Below are 14855 nucleotides of genomic sequence, written 5' to 3'. Positions count from 1 at the left end.
GCGGTGCATCAATCGGCAGCGGCAAGCTCAAGCGCCCGGGCATAGATCTCGTTGGTCGCGCGCCCGGTCAGACGGGCCGCAGCCTTGGCCGCCTGCTTGGTGCCGGTCAACGCCAGCAGCTCGCCGAGCAATGCATCCAGATCGATCTCGCCGCGTTCACGGCTGGCCTCGGGCGCGCCTTCCACCACCAGCACGAATTCGCCGCGGCGGCGGTTGTCGTCCTCGGCGAGCCAGCCAGCGAGGGCCTCGGCCTCGAGCAGGACACTCTGTTCGTGCAGTTTGGTCAGCTCACGGCAGAGCCCGATCCGTCGCCCGGCGCCCAACACCTCCCCCATATCACGCACACAGCGTTCGATGCGATGGCTGGACTCATAGACGATGAGCGTGCGGCTTTCATCGGCCAGCTCGGCCAGGCGGCTGCGCCGGGCGGTGGCCTTGGAGGGCAGAAAACCCTCGAACACGAATCGATCGCTGGGCAGGCCCGCAATCGAAAGCGCCGCGATCGCCGCACAGGCCCCGGGCACGGCAAGTACGGCATAGCCGGCCGCACGTACCGCGCCGACCAACGCATAACCCGGATCGCTGATCAGCGGCGTGCCGGCGTCGCTGATCAGGGCCACCGAATCGCCGGCGGCCAGCCGCTCGACGATCGTATCGATGCGCGCGCCCTCGTTATGTTCGTGCAAAGACATCATCGGCGTATCGATGCCCAGATGACGGGTCAGACGCGCACTGTGGCGGGTATCTTCGGCAGCGATCAGCGCCACGTCGTTGAGCGTGCGCCGTGCGCGATCGCTGAAATCACCGAGATTGCCAATGGGCGTGGCCACAATCCAGAGCGCGGCCGTGGTCGATTGCATAGTCGTTTCACGACGTCGTAGGGATGGCGCTGATATTATGCAGGCCATACTGACGCGCTTGGGGGATGAGGCGCGCAAATCTGGGAGTTCCAATCTTATGACCGTCTATAAAAAGCTATCGCTGGGCCCGCTTGCCGTCCTGCTTATCGCCCTGCTGCTGGCCGGCTGTGCCGAGCAGTTACGTCAGGCGCAGGGCCAGTTCGGCAACGCCCCGACGGGCACCCCCGAGGAGGCGGTCGCACAGGGCGACTACGCCCGTGCCGCCGAACTCTATGCCCAGGCCTCGGCGAACGCCTCCGACCGGGATCGCGCGCGACAGCTTCGCTTCGAAGCGGGGCTTGCAGCCGCCCAGGCCGGCGATGCCCAGACGGCCAAGCAGATCCTGTCGAGCTTTCCGCCGAGCACGCTCAACGATCTGGAACGGGCGCGCTACGAGCTGGCACGCCGCGAGGTCAACCTCGTGGGCACAGCGCCGGCAGCCGCGCTCGAGCAGCTGCCCCCGCCGGGCAGCGGCACGCCGCCGCAGGTGGCCGAGCGCGTCTGGGAAAAACGCGCGCAGCTGCAATTCGAACAGAACGACCTGATCGCCGGCATCGGCGCCCTGGTGCAGCGCGGCGTATGGCTGGTCGACGACCGCATGCTGCGCGGCAACGACGACAACATCTATGCCAAGGCGCTGGATGCGATCGCCCGCGGCCAGGGCCCGCAAAGCCAGGCCGCCCAGCAGGCAGACCAGACCACGATCGGCTGGCTGGCGCTGGCGGATATCGGTCAGCGTCGCTGGAACAGCCGTAACGAACGCGATCAGGCCCTGGCCGCCTGGGAGGACCGTTTCCCGCAGCATCCGGCCACCCGCAGCATTCTCGAGCAGCGCTTCGACTACCGCGCCCGCACCTCGCCGGTCGAGCGCAGCCGGCCCGGCCAGCAGTTTGGCCAGGCCCCGCGCCCGCAAAACGATAGCGTGGCCCTGGCCCTGCCGATGACGGGCAACTTCTCGAGTGCGGCCAAGGCCATTCGCGACGGCTTCATGTTTGCCTACGAAAATGACAGCAGCAAGCCGGCCCGCCCGCAGATCTACGATACCAGCAGCATGAGCGCCAACGAGCTGCTCCAGCGCGCACAGAGTGACCGCGTCGGCATTCTGGTCGGCCCGCTCGACAAGCCGAAGGTCGCCGAGATGGCCCGGCTGGACAGCCAGATCCCGACCGTCGGCCTCAACTACACCGATACGCCCGACAGCCACGCCGGCTTCTACCAGTTCGCTCTCGCCCCCGAAGACGAAGCCCGCGAAGTCGCACGTCAGGCTGCCGCCAAGGGCCGCACGCGCGCCCTGGCCCTGGTGCCCAGCGGCGACTGGGGCATGCGCGTGTTCAACGCCTTTCGCAGCGAGCTGGAAAAACGCGGCGGCCAGGTCGTCGACCAGGCGACCTACGAGCCCAGCGAGCCGGATCACCGCGACCCGATCCAGCGCCTGTTGCAGAGTTATCGCCGTGGCGGCGCCGACTACATCTTCGTGGCCGCCCAGCCCTCCCAGGCCCGCCTGATTCGTAGCCAGCTGCGCTACTACCGGGCCCGCAACCTGGCCATGCTGACCACCTCGCATTCCTACACCGGCAGCCCCGACCCGGGCGAGGACATCGACCTCAACGGCGTTGAGTTCGTCGACATGCCCTGGGTGGTCGGTGCCGGCGATTTTCTCGACTCGCGCCGGGCCGAAGCGATCCAGCGCTACGGCACGACCGCCGAACACTACGAGCGGCTGTTCGCGATGGGCATGGACGCCTGGAAACTCGCCGACCGTATCGCTGAGCGCGGCCTGCGCCCGGACGATATGTTCGAGGGCATGACCGGCGTGCTCAAGGTCAATCCCGATGGCACGATCCGGCGCTATCTGGCCTGGGCGGTGTTCCGCGACGGCGAACCGGAGCTGGCGGAAATGCCGTCGATCAGCGACGCCAAGAACGACGCCGCCGGGGCCTCGAGCACGCGCGACCCTTGGGCGCGCTAGTCCGACCGAGCCGCGCGCCGACACGCATTCGGCGCGCGGCCTCATGGCACCGCGCCCGCACGCGGGTGCTCGTAGAGCGCGCGTGCAGCGGCGCTCGCCTGGTACTGCACGGCCGCATGGCGCGCTAGACCCGCTATGCGTCGGACCACGCTTGCAACCGGGCACGACGCCGAGGATGTCGTCGACCGGGCCGCACGAAGACGCGGCTGGAAGCGTATCGAGCGCAATTACAACGTTCGCGGCGGCGAACTCGATCTGGTCTACGATGCCCGCGGCACGCTGGTGATCGTGGAGGTGCGCTATCGCGCGCGCAGCGACTACGGCAGCGCCGCTGCGACGGTCACGCGAACCAAGCAACAGCGTATCGTGCGCGCGGCCCGGCATTTTCTGGTGCAATACCCGCGCTATGCGCAGGCCACGATCCGTTTCGACGTGGTCGGCGTGAACGCCCACAACGAACTCGACTGGATAGAGAACGCTTTCTATGCCGAATGACGCCGACACTCGCCTGCAGCTGGTTGGACAGCTGTTCGCCGACAATGCGCAGGCCAATATGGCCACCCTGGCCAGCAGCGATCGGCAGATCGTTGCCGCGGCCGACCTGTTGATCAACTGCCTGGACGAAGGCCACAAGATCCTGTCCTGTGGCAATGGCGGCTCGGCCGGTGACGCCCAGCATTTTTCCTCCGAGCTGATCAACCGTTTCGAACGCGAGCGCCGCGCCCTGCCCGCCATCGCGCTGACCACCGAAAGCTCGACGCTGACCGCGATCGCCAACGACTATGCCTATGAGCGTCTGTTTGCGCGTCAGATCGAAGCCCTGGGCCAGCCGGGGGACGTGCTACTGGCGATCAGCACCAGCGGCAATTCCGCCAACGTCTGCGAAGCCGTCGATACCGCGCACGCCCAGGGCATGCGGGTGCTCGCGCTCACCGGCAAGGACGGGGGCCATATGGCGGGGCTGCTCGACGATAAGGACGTCGAGTTAAGAGCAGCCTCGGCCAGCACGGCCCGGATCCAGGAGATGCACCTGCTGTTCATCCACTGCCTGTGCCGCCTGATCGAGGATCATCTGCTCGACTAGGCGCCTGCGCGGGCAGGGCCCGCGGCGGCCTGCCCTACTTCACCACCTTGAGGTGCGGGTGCTTGCTCTTGGTGTCGCCGGCCTCGTCATCCATATCGGCGTCGTCCGTGCCGCCGCCCGGGCCACCGTCGGGGGGCGTGGGCGTAGTTTCCACGTCGCCGAAAAGCATGCCCTCGCCGTTTTCGCGCGCATACAGCGCCAGCACGGCGCCGGGCGGCAGGCTCACGTTGTAGCTCTGGCCCGAGAAACGCGCCGAGAAAGTGATCAGCTCGTTCTCGAGCGCCAGACCGCGTACCGCGCCGGGGCTTATGTTGACCGTGATCTTGCCGTCTTCGGTGACGAACTGGCGTGGCACGTCGACGCCGTCGGCGTCGGCCGCAACCAGCAGATGCGGGGTCAGATCGTTGTCGAGCACCCAGTCGTACAGGGCTCGAATCAGGTACGGCCGGCGGGACGTCAGTTCGGCCATGGGCACAACCTCAAATCAGTATCAGAGCGAATTGTCTGCCTACCAAGGTGGGGCAGATCGCGCATATAAACAAGACGTGGGAATACGGGGCGAGCGCGGCGAGTGAGCATGCGCCGCGCCGGCGTTCGTTCAGCGCTTGGGCGGCAGCTCACCCATTTCGGCCTCGACCGCCGACAGACTCTCGGCAAAGGCGGGCCGGGCGAACAGGCGCTGTGCATAGCTCGCAAGCGTTTTCGCATGACGCGGCGGCAGTTTGACGCCGTAGTGTTCGAGCCGCCAGAGGATCGGCGCGAGCGTGCAATCGACCAGGGAGAACTCTTCGCCGATATATTCGCGCGGCGAAAAATCCGCGGCCAGCGTGGTCAGCAGCTCAGTCATGCGCTCGCGCGCCTTGCGCGCCACCGCCGGGGTGCCATCGAGATCTTCGCACAGCTCGTAAAGATCTGCTTCCATGCGGAAAATCGCCAGCCGGTACTGGGCTCGCAGTACCGGGTCCACCGGCATCAACGGCGGGTGCGGATAACGCTCGTCGATATACTCGAGAATGATGCGCGGGTCGTAGACCACCAGATCACGATCGACCAGTGTCGGAACCGTGTTGTAGGGATTGAGCTCGAGAAGATCCTCGCTTTCCTCGTCTTCTCGAAGCTCGACCACCTTGTAACTGGCCACGCCCTTTTCAGCCATGATCAGCCGCACCCGGTGGCTGTGCACACAGCCCGGGCGCGAATAGAGCGTGATCGTGGCGCTACGACTGGCCATGAATCAGCGCTGGACGCGAAGCGGTTTAATGCACATCGCGCCAGAATTCCCGCTTGAGCATATAGGCCAGGGCCGTGAACAGCAGCAGGAACACGATGACCTTGAAGCCCAGCGAATACCGCACAAGCTTGGCCGGCTCACCAACGTAGACGAGGAAGTTGGTCAGATCGCCCACGGCCTTCTTGTACTCGGCCGGGTTGAGCTGCCCTTCCTGGATAAGCTCGAACTCGGGCGCTCCGTGGCCGGCACCGTGCGAGCCTTCGCCTTCACCTTCGCCCTCGCTGTGCTTGAGCGCCTGATAGCCCTGCAGCGGCGCGAGCACCGCGGGCATGGCCGTATTGCTCATCACGACGTTATTTACGCCGGTCGGACGCGAATCGTCGCGATAGAAGCTCAGCAGGAAGCTGTAAACCCAGTCTGCGCCGCGCTCGCGCGCGGTCAACGACAGATCCGGCGGCGCCTTGCCGAACCACTCGGCAGCGCTTTCGGCGTCCATCGTGCCCTGGATGGTGTCGTGGATCTTGCCGCGGGTCATCATGAGATTGTTCTCCATGACGTCCTCGGGAATCTCCAGATCGTCCGCGATACGCTGATAGCGCATGTATTGCAGCGAGTGACAGCCGGAGCAGTAGTTCATGAACATCTTGGCGCCACGCTGCAGCGAAGCCTGGTTGCCAAGATTGGTGTCATGATGAAACGGCACGGACTCACCACCGGCCGCCCATGCGGCCAGCGGCATCATCAGAAACAGCGCAATGAGGAACCGACGCATCATCCCGTTACCCTTTCCGGAACCGGCTTGGTCCTGTCGATCGCGCTATAGAACGGCATCAACAGGAAGAAGGCGAAATAGACCGCAGTACAAATCTGCGCAATGGTAGTCAGCAACGGGCTCGGTGCCTGTGTGCCGATATAGCCAAGGGTGATGAAGGCCACCACGAAGATTGCCAGCATGCCCTTGAAGATCGGCCCCTTGTAGCGAATCGACTTGACCTTGCTTCGATCCAGCCAGGGCAGCACGAACAGGATGAGCACCGCGCCAAACATCGCGATCACGCCCAGCAGCTTGGCCGGCACGCCCAACACTTCGAAGTTGATGGCACGCAGGATCGCGTAGAACGGCGTGAAGTACCACACCGGCGCGATATGCTCGGGCGTTACCGACGGGTTCGCTTCCGTGAAGTTCGGCGGCTCGAGGAAGAACCCGCCGAATTCCGGCGCGAAGAAGATTACGCCGCAGAACAGGATCAGGAAAACGCCCACGCCGAACAGATCCTTCACCGTGTAGTACGGATGGAAGGGAATACCGTCGGCCGGATGGCCGTCAGCGTTCTTGTTGGCCTTGATCTCGATACCGTCGGGGTTGTTCGACCCCACGTGATGCAGCGCCATGATGTGGGCGATCACCAGACCGACCAGCACGAACGGCAGTGCCACGACGTGCAGGGCGAAGAAGCGGTTGAGCGTGGCGTCGCCGATCACGAAGTCGCCGCGAATCCAGGTGGTGAGCTGTTCACCCACCACGGGGATGGCCGAGAACAGCGAGATGATCACCTGCGCGCCCCAGTAGGACATGTTGCCCCAGGGCAGCACATAGCCCATGAAGGCCTCGGCCATGAGGGCAAGGAAGATCAGGCAGCCGAAGATCCACAGCAGTTCGCGCGGCTTGCGGTACGAGCCGTACAGCAGGGCACGAAACATGTGCAGATAGACAACGATGAAGAAGAACGATGCACCCGTGGAATGCATGTAGCGGATCAGCCAGCCCCACTCCACGTCGCGCATGATGTAGGCGACCGAGCCAAAGGCTTCGGCGGCCGACGGCTTGTAGAACATCGCCAGCCAGATACCGGTGAGCAGCTGGTTGGCCAGCACCAGCATGGCCAGGGAGCCGAAGTAGTACCAGACGTTGAAGTTCTTCGGGGCGTAATACTGGCCGATGTGTTCGTTCCACAGCTGGGTCGCCGGGAACCGGGCATCGACCCAGTTCATGAACTTGCTTGCCATCTTACGCAGCCTCCTCGCCGCCCTGGTTCGGATCCTCACCCACCACTATAAGGCTGTCGCCCTCATAGCGATGCGGCGGCACCACCATATTCAGCGGCGCGGGCACCCCTGAATAGACCCGGCCCGCGATATCGAACTTGGAACCATGGCACGGGCAGAAGAAGCCACTGTAGGACAGCTGACCGCCGTCGGCCTCCGGACGATACTTGGGCGAACAGCCCAGATGCGTACAGATGCCCACCATCACCAGCACGGCCGGCTCGATCGAGCGGTGCTTGTTGCGACAGTATTCCGGCTGCTGATCGGCCTTGGATTCCGGATCGGCCAGCTCCGGCGCGATCTCGTCCAGGGTTTCCAGCATTTCGGGCGTGCGGCGCACGACCCAGACCGGTTTACCTCGCCAGGTCACGCTCACGAGCGCGCCCTCTTCCAATGCGGCGATGTTGACCTCCACCGGGGCGCCAGCCGCCCTGGCGCGCGCACTCGGCAGCCAGGACTTGACGAACGGTGTGGCCACAAAGGCCGCGCCCACGCCACCGACGGCTGCGGTGGCGGTGGTCAAAAATCGGCGTTTGCCGACGTCGACCCCCTCTTTGCTCATGCGTAAAACCTCTTCGAGCAGGGCAGAAATGCCGGTTCGATTTTTCTAAAGGGTGCGTGATCCGCGGCGTGGCAGGACGCCGCAATGGAGTCTGAAAAGTATAGCACAGCGCGTCGCAATCAAAGCTGACTCAGCCGCCGCTTTCATCGGCGCGCACGCGTGCCGAGGCGGCATGGGCATACAGCCCCTCGCCCACGGCAAGCTCGGCAGCGACCGGAGCGAGTGCGGCTGCACCGCGCGGGCTGGCCTGAATGATGGACAGCCGCTTTTGGAAATCGTAGACGCCCAGCGCCGAGGAAAACCGTGCCGTACGGCCGGTGGGCAGCACGTGATTGGGCCCGGCGCAGTAGTCGCCGAAGGCTTCGGGGGTGCGATGCCCCATGAAGATCGCGCCGGCATGGGCGATGGAATCCAGCAGCGCCTCCGGGTCGGCGACGGCGAGTTCCAGATGCTCGGGGGCAATCCGATTGGACAGGGCCATGGCTTCGGCCATGTCCGCGACCGCAATCAACGCGCCGTGATTGGCCAGCGAGGCGCGGATGATGTCGCGCCGGGGCTGTTCTTCGATGAGGCGCTCGACAGCGGCCTCGACGGCAGCGAGAAAATCCGTGTCGGGGCTGATCAACAGTGCCCGCGAATCCTCGCCGTGCTCAGCCTGGGCGAACAGATCCAGCGCCGCCCATTCCGGGTCGCCGCTGCCATCGGCAACGATCAGCACCTCGGACGGCCCGGCCACCGATTCGATACCGACCCGACCGAAAACCTGGCGCTTGGCTTCGGCCACATAGGCATTGCCGGGGCCAACGATCTTGTCGACACAGGGCACGCTGTTCGTGCCATAGGCCAGCGCCGCCACGGCCTGGGCACCGCCAATGGTAAAGAAGCGATCCACGCCAGCGAGCGCGGCCGCGGCCAGCACCCAGTCGTTGACCTCGCCGGCGGGCGCCGGCGACACCATGATGATCTGCGACACACCGGCCACTTGGGCCGGCAGCGCGTTCATCAGAACGCTCGACGGATAGGCGGCCTTGCCGCCCGGTGCATAAACACCGGCGCGTTCGATCGGCCGCACCAGCTGACCGAGTCGATTGCCGTATTCATCCTCGTAGGACTGGGCCTCGATCTTCTGCGACTCGGCATAGCGCCGAATGCGATCGGCCGCGGTTTCCAGTGCCGCCCGCGGCTGTGCCGGCATCGCCTCGAGTGCGGCACTCAGGCGCGCCGGGGCGATTTCCAGCGCGGCCATATCGGTCGCCGGATGCCGGTCGAGCTCGCGAGTGTATGCCACCACCGCCTCGTCGCCGCGTTCGCGCACGTCGGCAATGATCGCCGCCACCCGACTGTCTATCTCGGCCTGGGCCGGCGTATCGCTGTCGATGAGCGCTTCGAAGCGTGCTTCGAAATCCGCGCTCGCGCTATCCAGACGCTGCATCACGCCGGGCCTCCGGCATTCGGATCGAACAGATCGATCAGCTCGCCGATCTCGGCATGCTTCATCTTCTGCGCGGCCTTGTTGACGACCAGTCGCGCGCTGATGTCCTCGATTACCTCGAACGGCTCCAGCCCGTTGGCGCGCAGCGTATTGCCGGTATCCACCAGATCCACGATCACATCGGCCAGGCCCACCAGCGGCGCCAGTTCCATCGAACCGTAGAGTTTGATGATCTCGACCTGCCGGCCAAGCCGCGAAAAATAGGCGCGGGTTGTCTCGACATACTTGGTCGCCACCCGCAGCGGGCGATGCCCGGCCGCGTCCATCGCGCCCGGCAGCCCGGCGGTCATGAGCTTGCAGCGCGCAATGCCCAGATCCAGCGGCTCGTAGAGGTCGGCGCCGCCATGTTCAATGAGCACGTCCTTGCCGGAAATACCGATATCGGCCGCGCCGTATGCCACGAACGTGGGCACGTCCGAGGCGCGGATCACCAGCAGACGCAGGCCGGGCCGGTTGGTTTCAAAGACCAGCTTGCGTGACTTGTCCGGATCGACTTCAGGCTCGATACCGGCCGCGGCCAGCAGCGGCAGCGTGGCCTCGAGAATGCGTCCCTTCGACAGGGCAAGGGTAACCTGACGACTCATGCTCCCACCTCGCGGGCCGTGACGGGCGCCCGGTCGGGCAGTCGCTGGATATGACCGCCGAGCTGGGCCATCTTCTCCTCGATGCATTCATAGCCGCGATCGATATGATAGATCCGGCGCACGTCGGTGGAGCCGTCGGCGACCAGCCCGGCAATCACCAGCGAGGCCGAGGCACGCAGATCGGTTGCCATCACCGGCGCGCCGGTCAGACGCTCGATACCGGTCACGATCACGGTATGGCCTTCCTGGCGGATCTGCGCGCCCATGCGCTGCAGTTCCGACACGTGCATGAAGCGGTTTTCGAACACGGTTTCGGTCACCGTGCCCACGCCGCTGGACAGCGCGTTGAGCACGCAGAACTGAGCCTGCATATCGGTGGGAAAACCCGGATACGGCGCCGTGCGCAGATTGACGGCCCTGGCCTGCTTGCCACGCATGTCGACCTCGATCCAGTCGTTGCCGGTAGAGACATGCGCACCGGCCTCCGCCAGCTTGTCGGTGATCGCATCGACCAGGCTCGGATCGGTATGGGTGACTTTCACGCGACCGCGGCTGGCGGCCCCGGCCACCAGAAAGGTGCCGGTTTCAATACGATCGGGCAGCACGCGATGGCGTGCGCCATGGAGCTTTTCCTTGCCCCGGATGGTGATCGTGGAAGTGCCCGCGCCTTCGATTTCCGCCCCCATGGCGATAAGGCATTTGGCCAGATCGACGACTTCCGGCTCGCGGGCCGCGTTTTCCAGGATCGTGACGCCGTCGGCCAGCGTGGCCGCCATCATCAGATTCTCGGTGCCGGTCACGGTGACCGTGTCCATGGCGATACGTGCGCCCTTGAGCCGGCTGCACCGGGCTTTCACATAGCCCGCCTCGACCCGGATCTCGGCGCCCATGGCCTCCAGACCGCGCAGATGGATATCCACCGGGCGCGCACCGATCGCGCAGCCGCCGGGCAGCGATACCTCGGCCTCGCCGTGGCGCGCCAGCAGCGGCCCGAGCACGAGGATGGAGGCACGCATGGTCTTGACCAGATCATAGGGCGCGACACAGCGGGTAATCGTCGACGCATCGGCCTCGACCACCATGTAGTCGCCGATGGTGACCGACACGCCCATATGCGCGAGCAGCACATTCGTCGTGGTCACATCTTCGAGATGCGGCACGTTCTCCACCAGCAGCGGCTCGTCGATGAGCAGCGCCGCGGTCATGATCGGCAGCGTGGCGTTCTTCGCCCCGGAAGCACGCACGGCGCCGTTCAACGGCGGGCCACCCTCGATGCGCAGTAGATCCATCGCACGAAATCCTAGAAAGTCGGAATGATCAGGATACGGACGCGAACTCGTCGGGCGTCCAGGTTTTCATCGTCAGCGCATGAATCTCGTTGCCCATGAGCTCACCCAGCGCGGCGTAGACCATCATCTGGCGTTTGACCGGCGGCTTGCCCTCGAAATCCTCGCTGATGATACGACCAGCGAAATGCACGCCATCGTCGCTCACGATCTTGACATCGGCGTCCGGCAGGGCGGCAAGAATGAGTTCGCGTACGGCTTCCGGGCTATACATGATTCGGCGTCTTTGGAAATCGGGCGCGAAATGCTAGCACGAGCGACCCGTTCGCGAGCGCCGAGACACCCGGCGCGACCGCGACAGGTTGTGCAGAGTCCCTAGCCACGAATCTTGTAGCCCCGGGCCAGCATGGTGACGCAAATCGTCGACACGAAGGCGAAGAATGCCGCCGCCACCACCACGCTGAGCAGCGGATTGCTGTCGCCAACGCCGAAAAAGCCCTGTCGAAACCCGTCGATCATGTAGAAAAACGGATTGAAGTGCGATGCCTTCTGCCAGAACTCGGGCAGCGAGTGGATGGAGTAGAACACCCCCGACAGAAACGAAAGCGGCATGATGAAGAAATTCTGGAACGCCGCCAGGTGGTCGAACTTGTTCGCCAGAATGCCCGCGATCAGGCCCATCACCGCCAGCGTACCGCCGCCGAAGACCAGCATCGTAAACACCAGAACCGGGTTGGCGATCGGCACCGTCACGAACAGCTGGGTGACCACATACAGCACCACCGCCACCAGCGATGCACGCACCAGCGACGCGCCGATATAGGCCAGATAGATCTCGAAGGCCGACAGCGGCGTCATCAGCAAAAACACCAGATTGCCGTTGATCTTGGACTGGGTCAGGCTCGACGAGGTATTGGCGAAGGAGTTCTGGATGATGCTCATCATCATCAGACCGGGCACCAGAAACGCCGAGGCCGGCACGCCCTGAATCTCCTGGCCCTGAAGCACCTGCCCGAAGACCACCATATATAGCAGCGCGGTGACCACCGGCGCGCCGACGGTCTGCAGGATGACGCTGTAGAAACGCCGGACTTCCTTCGAAAAAAGCGTGAAACAGCCCTGCCAGTTCATGCCGCATCCTCGTCGCGGTCGTTGGAGTGATCGGTGAGCTCGACGAAGATATTCTCCAGCGAGGGCTCACGGGTGCGCACATCCTGAATGCGATAGCCCGCATCGCGGATCTGCTCCATTACGTCGGCGATGAAATCCTTGCCCTGCTCGAGCTTCAGATCGAGGGTGTCGCCGTGACGGTCCTCGATGAGTCGCTCGACGCTGGCCGGCAAGGCGCCACCGTTCCCCGACAGCTGCAGCGACAGAAAACGATAGGGATGACGATCGAGCAGCGCGCGCTTGTCCTCGAGTACCGACAGGCGTCCACGGTCGAGAATCGCGATGCGATCGCAGAGCTCTTCGGCCTCTTCCAGATAGTGCGTGGTCAGCACGATGGTATGGCCGGCCTCGTTGAGCTCGCGGGTGAAATGCCAGAGCGTGCGCCGCAGCTCCACGTCCACGCCAGCGGTCGGCTCATCGAGAATGACCACCTCCGGCTTGTGGACCAGCGCCTGGGCAATGAGCACCCGCCGCTTCATCCCGCCGGAGAGCGCACGCATCGAAACATCGGCCTTGTCGGTCAGATCCAGGCGTTCGAGCAGCTCGTCGATCCACGGCCAGTAGTCCTTGCCGCAGCCGAAATAGCCGGCCTGGATCCGCAGCATTTCGCGCACCGGAAAGAACGGGTCGTAGACCAGCTCCTGGGGCACCACACCGAGCGCGCGCCGGGAACGGCGAAAATCGCGGCGCACGTCGTGGCCGAGCACGGACACGCTGCCGGATGTGGCATGGGCAAGCCCGGCGATGATGCTGATCAGCGTGGATTTTCCGGCCCCGTTGGGGCCCAGCAGGCCGAAGTATTCGCCCGGGCGAATCTCGAAGGACACGCCCTTGAGCGCATGCGTGCTCGGGTAGCGCTTTTCGACGTTCTGTATGGAAATAGCGGGTTCGGTCATCGCAGCCGCACGGGTCGAGCAAAAGGGCGCGCATTATACGGGCCCCATGCAAACCTGCATACGACAACGACCGGGACTTGCCGGCCCGCGCGCCGAAAGCCTGAACGAACAACATGTTGGCTTGTCGCAGCTACGCTAGAATAAAGCCATGAACGCACAGGACATCATGAACTCGGCCCGGCGCGTGATCGATATCGAAGCCGCGGCCGTGGCAGCACTGGCGGCACGTGTCGATACCCAGTTCGCGGCCGCGGCCGAAACGCTCATCGCCTGTCCGGGGCGCGTGGTGGTCACCGGCATGGGCAAGTCCGGGCATATCGCCGGCAAGATCGCGGCCACGCTCGCCTCCACGGGCACGCCGGCCTTCTTCGTGCATCCGGGCGAGGCCAGCCACGGCGATCTGGGCATGATCACTGCCCAGGACGTGGTCATCGCCCTGTCCTATTCCGGCGAAACGGGCGAGATTCTGACCATTCTGCCGCTGATCAAGCGTCTGGACGTACCGTTGATCGCGATGACCGGCAATACGCAGTCCACGCTGGCACAACGCGCCGACGTGCATCTGGATGTCGCCGTGGAACTCGAAGCCTGTCCGCTGGAACTGGCGCCCACCTCGTCGACCACCGCCGCGCTGGTGATGGGCGACGCGCTGGCCATCGCCCTGCTTGAGGCGCGCCACTTCACCGCCGAGGATTTCGCCCGCTCCCACCCGGGCGGTGCGCTCGGCCGGCGTCTGCTGCTGACCGTGGGCGACATCATGCACACCGGCGACGAGCTGCCGCTGGTATCAGCGGATGCACGACTGCGCGAGGCGCTGCTGGAAATGAGCGCCAAGGGCCTGGGCATGACCGGCGTCGTCGACGGCGATGGTCGCCTGGCCGGCGTATTTACCGATGGCGATCTGCGTCGCACACTGGATCACGACATCGATATCAAACACGCCGGCATTGCCGAACACATGACCCGTTCACCCAAAACCGTGACCGCCGACATGCTTGCCGCCGAAGCCGTGCGACTGCTGCAGACACACCGCATCGGCGGTGGCGGACTGCTGGTGGTGGATGCCGACAACCGTCCCCAAGGGGCGCTCAACATGCAGGACCTCCTGCGAGCCGGAGTGATATGAAACCCGAGTTCAGCGAAATCCAGAAACGCGCGGCCGATATTCGTGTGGCCGTATTCGACGTCGACGGCGTGATGACCGACGGCAAGCTCTATCTCTACGACCACGGCGAAGAGATCAAGAGCATGAGCGTGCGTGACGGGCTGGGCATCCAGCGGCTGCAGGCGGCCGGCGTGGCCGTGGCGGCGATCAGCGGCCGCCCGTCGCCGGCGGTGGCGGCGCGCCTGCATGCGCTGGGCGTGGAATACATCTATCTCGACAGTCACGACAAGCAACTGGACTTCGAAGCCCTGCTCGCCGAACTCGAACTCACCCCCGATCAGGCTGCGGTCATGGGCGATGACCTGCCCGACCTCGGCCTCATGCGCCAGGCGCGTCTGGCCATGGCCGTGGCCGACGCGGTCGATGAAGTCATCGACACAGCCCACTGGGTGAGTCGCTTCGACGGCGGCCAGGGCGCGGTTCGCGAGGCCTGCGAGCTGATCATCGCCGCCCATAACGCCCACTAGCGCG

17 protein-coding genes are annotated in these 14855 nt (G+C 64.7%); 5 read left to right on the top strand and 12 right to left on the bottom strand.

What is annotated here, in order from left to right:
• Positions 1–8 precede the first annotated feature (8 nt).
• Positions 9–860, bottom strand: a complete 852-nt coding sequence (gene rsmI / locus CMN27_RS17105; protein ID WP_293628445.1) for a 16S rRNA (cytidine(1402)-2'-O)-methyltransferase — start codon at positions 858–860, stop codon at positions 9–11.
• Positions 861–957: 97 nt separating this feature from the next.
• Between rsmI and CMN27_RS17100 the strand changes: the two genes are divergently transcribed.
• The 3 genes from CMN27_RS17100 to CMN27_RS17090 all read left to right on the top strand — a co-directional run bounded on the left by CMN27_RS17100 (position 958) and on the right by CMN27_RS17090 (position 3952).
• On the top strand, positions 958–2868 hold the full coding sequence (locus tag CMN27_RS17100; RefSeq protein WP_293628443.1) for a penicillin-binding protein activator: 1911 nt from the start codon (positions 958–960) through the stop codon (positions 2866–2868).
• Positions 2869–3003: 135 nt separating this feature from the next.
• Positions 3004–3363: a YraN family protein gene (locus CMN27_RS17095; RefSeq protein ID WP_293628441.1), complete on the top strand. Its 360-nt coding sequence runs from the start codon at positions 3004–3006 to the stop codon at positions 3361–3363.
• Complete coding sequence (locus CMN27_RS17090; protein ID WP_293628439.1) at positions 3353–3952, top strand: phosphoheptose isomerase; 600 nt, start codon at positions 3353–3355, stop codon at positions 3950–3952. The genes CMN27_RS17095 and CMN27_RS17090 overlap by 11 nt, the downstream gene beginning before the upstream one ends.
• Before the next feature lie 34 nt (positions 3953–3986).
• Here the strand turns inward: CMN27_RS17090 and CMN27_RS17085 are convergent, their stop codons facing one another.
• From CMN27_RS17085 to CMN27_RS17035, 11 genes are all read right to left on the bottom strand, one after another.
• Positions 3987–4412: a ClpXP protease specificity-enhancing factor gene (locus CMN27_RS17085; protein ID WP_366515486.1), complete on the bottom strand. Its 426-nt coding sequence runs from the start codon at positions 4410–4412 to the stop codon at positions 3987–3989.
• A 138-nt stretch (positions 4413–4550) separates the two neighbouring features.
• Positions 4551–5183, bottom strand: a complete 633-nt coding sequence (locus CMN27_RS17080; protein WP_293628435.1) for a glutathione S-transferase N-terminal domain-containing protein — start codon at positions 5181–5183, stop codon at positions 4551–4553.
• 25 nt (positions 5184–5208) lie between these two features.
• Complete coding sequence (locus CMN27_RS17075) at positions 5209–5958, bottom strand: cytochrome c1 (protein WP_293628433.1); 750 nt, start codon at positions 5956–5958, stop codon at positions 5209–5211.
• The gene (locus CMN27_RS17070; RefSeq protein WP_293628431.1) at positions 5955–7190 is read right to left on the bottom strand and encodes a cytochrome bc complex cytochrome b subunit; all 1236 of its coding nucleotides are present in this window, start codon (positions 7188–7190) and stop codon (positions 5955–5957) included. Before CMN27_RS17070 ends, CMN27_RS17075 begins: the two co-directional genes overlap by 4 nt.
• A gap of 1 nt (position 7191) precedes the next feature.
• Positions 7192–7791: a ubiquinol-cytochrome c reductase iron-sulfur subunit gene (gene petA / locus CMN27_RS17065; protein ID WP_293628429.1), complete on the bottom strand. Its 600-nt coding sequence runs from the start codon at positions 7789–7791 to the stop codon at positions 7192–7194.
• Between the two features lie 130 nt (positions 7792–7921).
• On the bottom strand, positions 7922–9223 hold the full coding sequence (gene hisD / locus CMN27_RS17060) for a histidinol dehydrogenase (protein WP_293628552.1): 1302 nt from the start codon (positions 9221–9223) through the stop codon (positions 7922–7924).
• Complete coding sequence (gene hisG / locus CMN27_RS17055; RefSeq protein WP_293628427.1) at positions 9223–9867, bottom strand: ATP phosphoribosyltransferase; 645 nt, start codon at positions 9865–9867, stop codon at positions 9223–9225. The genes hisD and hisG overlap by 1 nt, the downstream gene beginning before the upstream one ends.
• Positions 9864–11156 carry a UDP-N-acetylglucosamine 1-carboxyvinyltransferase gene (gene murA, locus CMN27_RS17050; protein WP_293628425.1) on the bottom strand — a complete coding sequence of 431 codons (1293 nt, stop codon included), beginning with the start codon at positions 11154–11156 and terminating at the stop codon, positions 9864–9866. The genes hisG and murA overlap by 4 nt, the downstream gene beginning before the upstream one ends.
• A gap of 28 nt (positions 11157–11184) precedes the next feature.
• Entirely contained in the window at positions 11185–11427 is a 243-nt protein-coding gene (locus CMN27_RS17045) for a BolA/IbaG family iron-sulfur metabolism protein (RefSeq protein ID WP_293628423.1), read from the bottom strand.
• Between the two features lie 101 nt (positions 11428–11528).
• Entirely contained in the window at positions 11529–12284 is a 756-nt protein-coding gene (locus tag CMN27_RS17040) for an ABC transporter permease (RefSeq protein ID WP_293628421.1), read from the bottom strand.
• Positions 12281–13219, bottom strand: coding sequence for an ABC transporter ATP-binding protein (locus CMN27_RS17035; RefSeq protein WP_293628419.1), 939 nt, complete (start codon positions 13217–13219; stop codon positions 12281–12283). Before CMN27_RS17035 ends, CMN27_RS17040 begins: the two co-directional genes overlap by 4 nt.
• A gap of 148 nt (positions 13220–13367) precedes the next feature.
• On the opposite strand from CMN27_RS17035, the gene CMN27_RS17030 reads away from it, so the two are divergent.
• Together CMN27_RS17030 and CMN27_RS17025 are read left to right on the top strand one after the other, a co-directional pair.
• On the top strand, positions 13368–14345 hold the full coding sequence (locus CMN27_RS17030; protein ID WP_293628417.1) for a KpsF/GutQ family sugar-phosphate isomerase: 978 nt from the start codon (positions 13368–13370) through the stop codon (positions 14343–14345).
• Positions 14342–14851 carry an HAD hydrolase family protein gene (locus CMN27_RS17025; RefSeq protein ID WP_293628415.1) on the top strand — a complete coding sequence of 170 codons (510 nt, stop codon included), beginning with the start codon at positions 14342–14344 and terminating at the stop codon, positions 14849–14851. The genes CMN27_RS17030 and CMN27_RS17025 overlap by 4 nt, the downstream gene beginning before the upstream one ends.
• Positions 14852–14855 lie beyond the last annotated feature (4 nt).

This window comes from Salinisphaera sp. (genome assembly GCF_002729955.1).
In the GTDB taxonomy this organism is placed as follows: Bacteria; Pseudomonadota; Gammaproteobacteria; order Nevskiales; family Salinisphaeraceae; genus Salinisphaera.
Note: the sequence above shows the minus strand (reverse complement) of the source record. Positions and strands in the feature narration are given on the sequence as shown.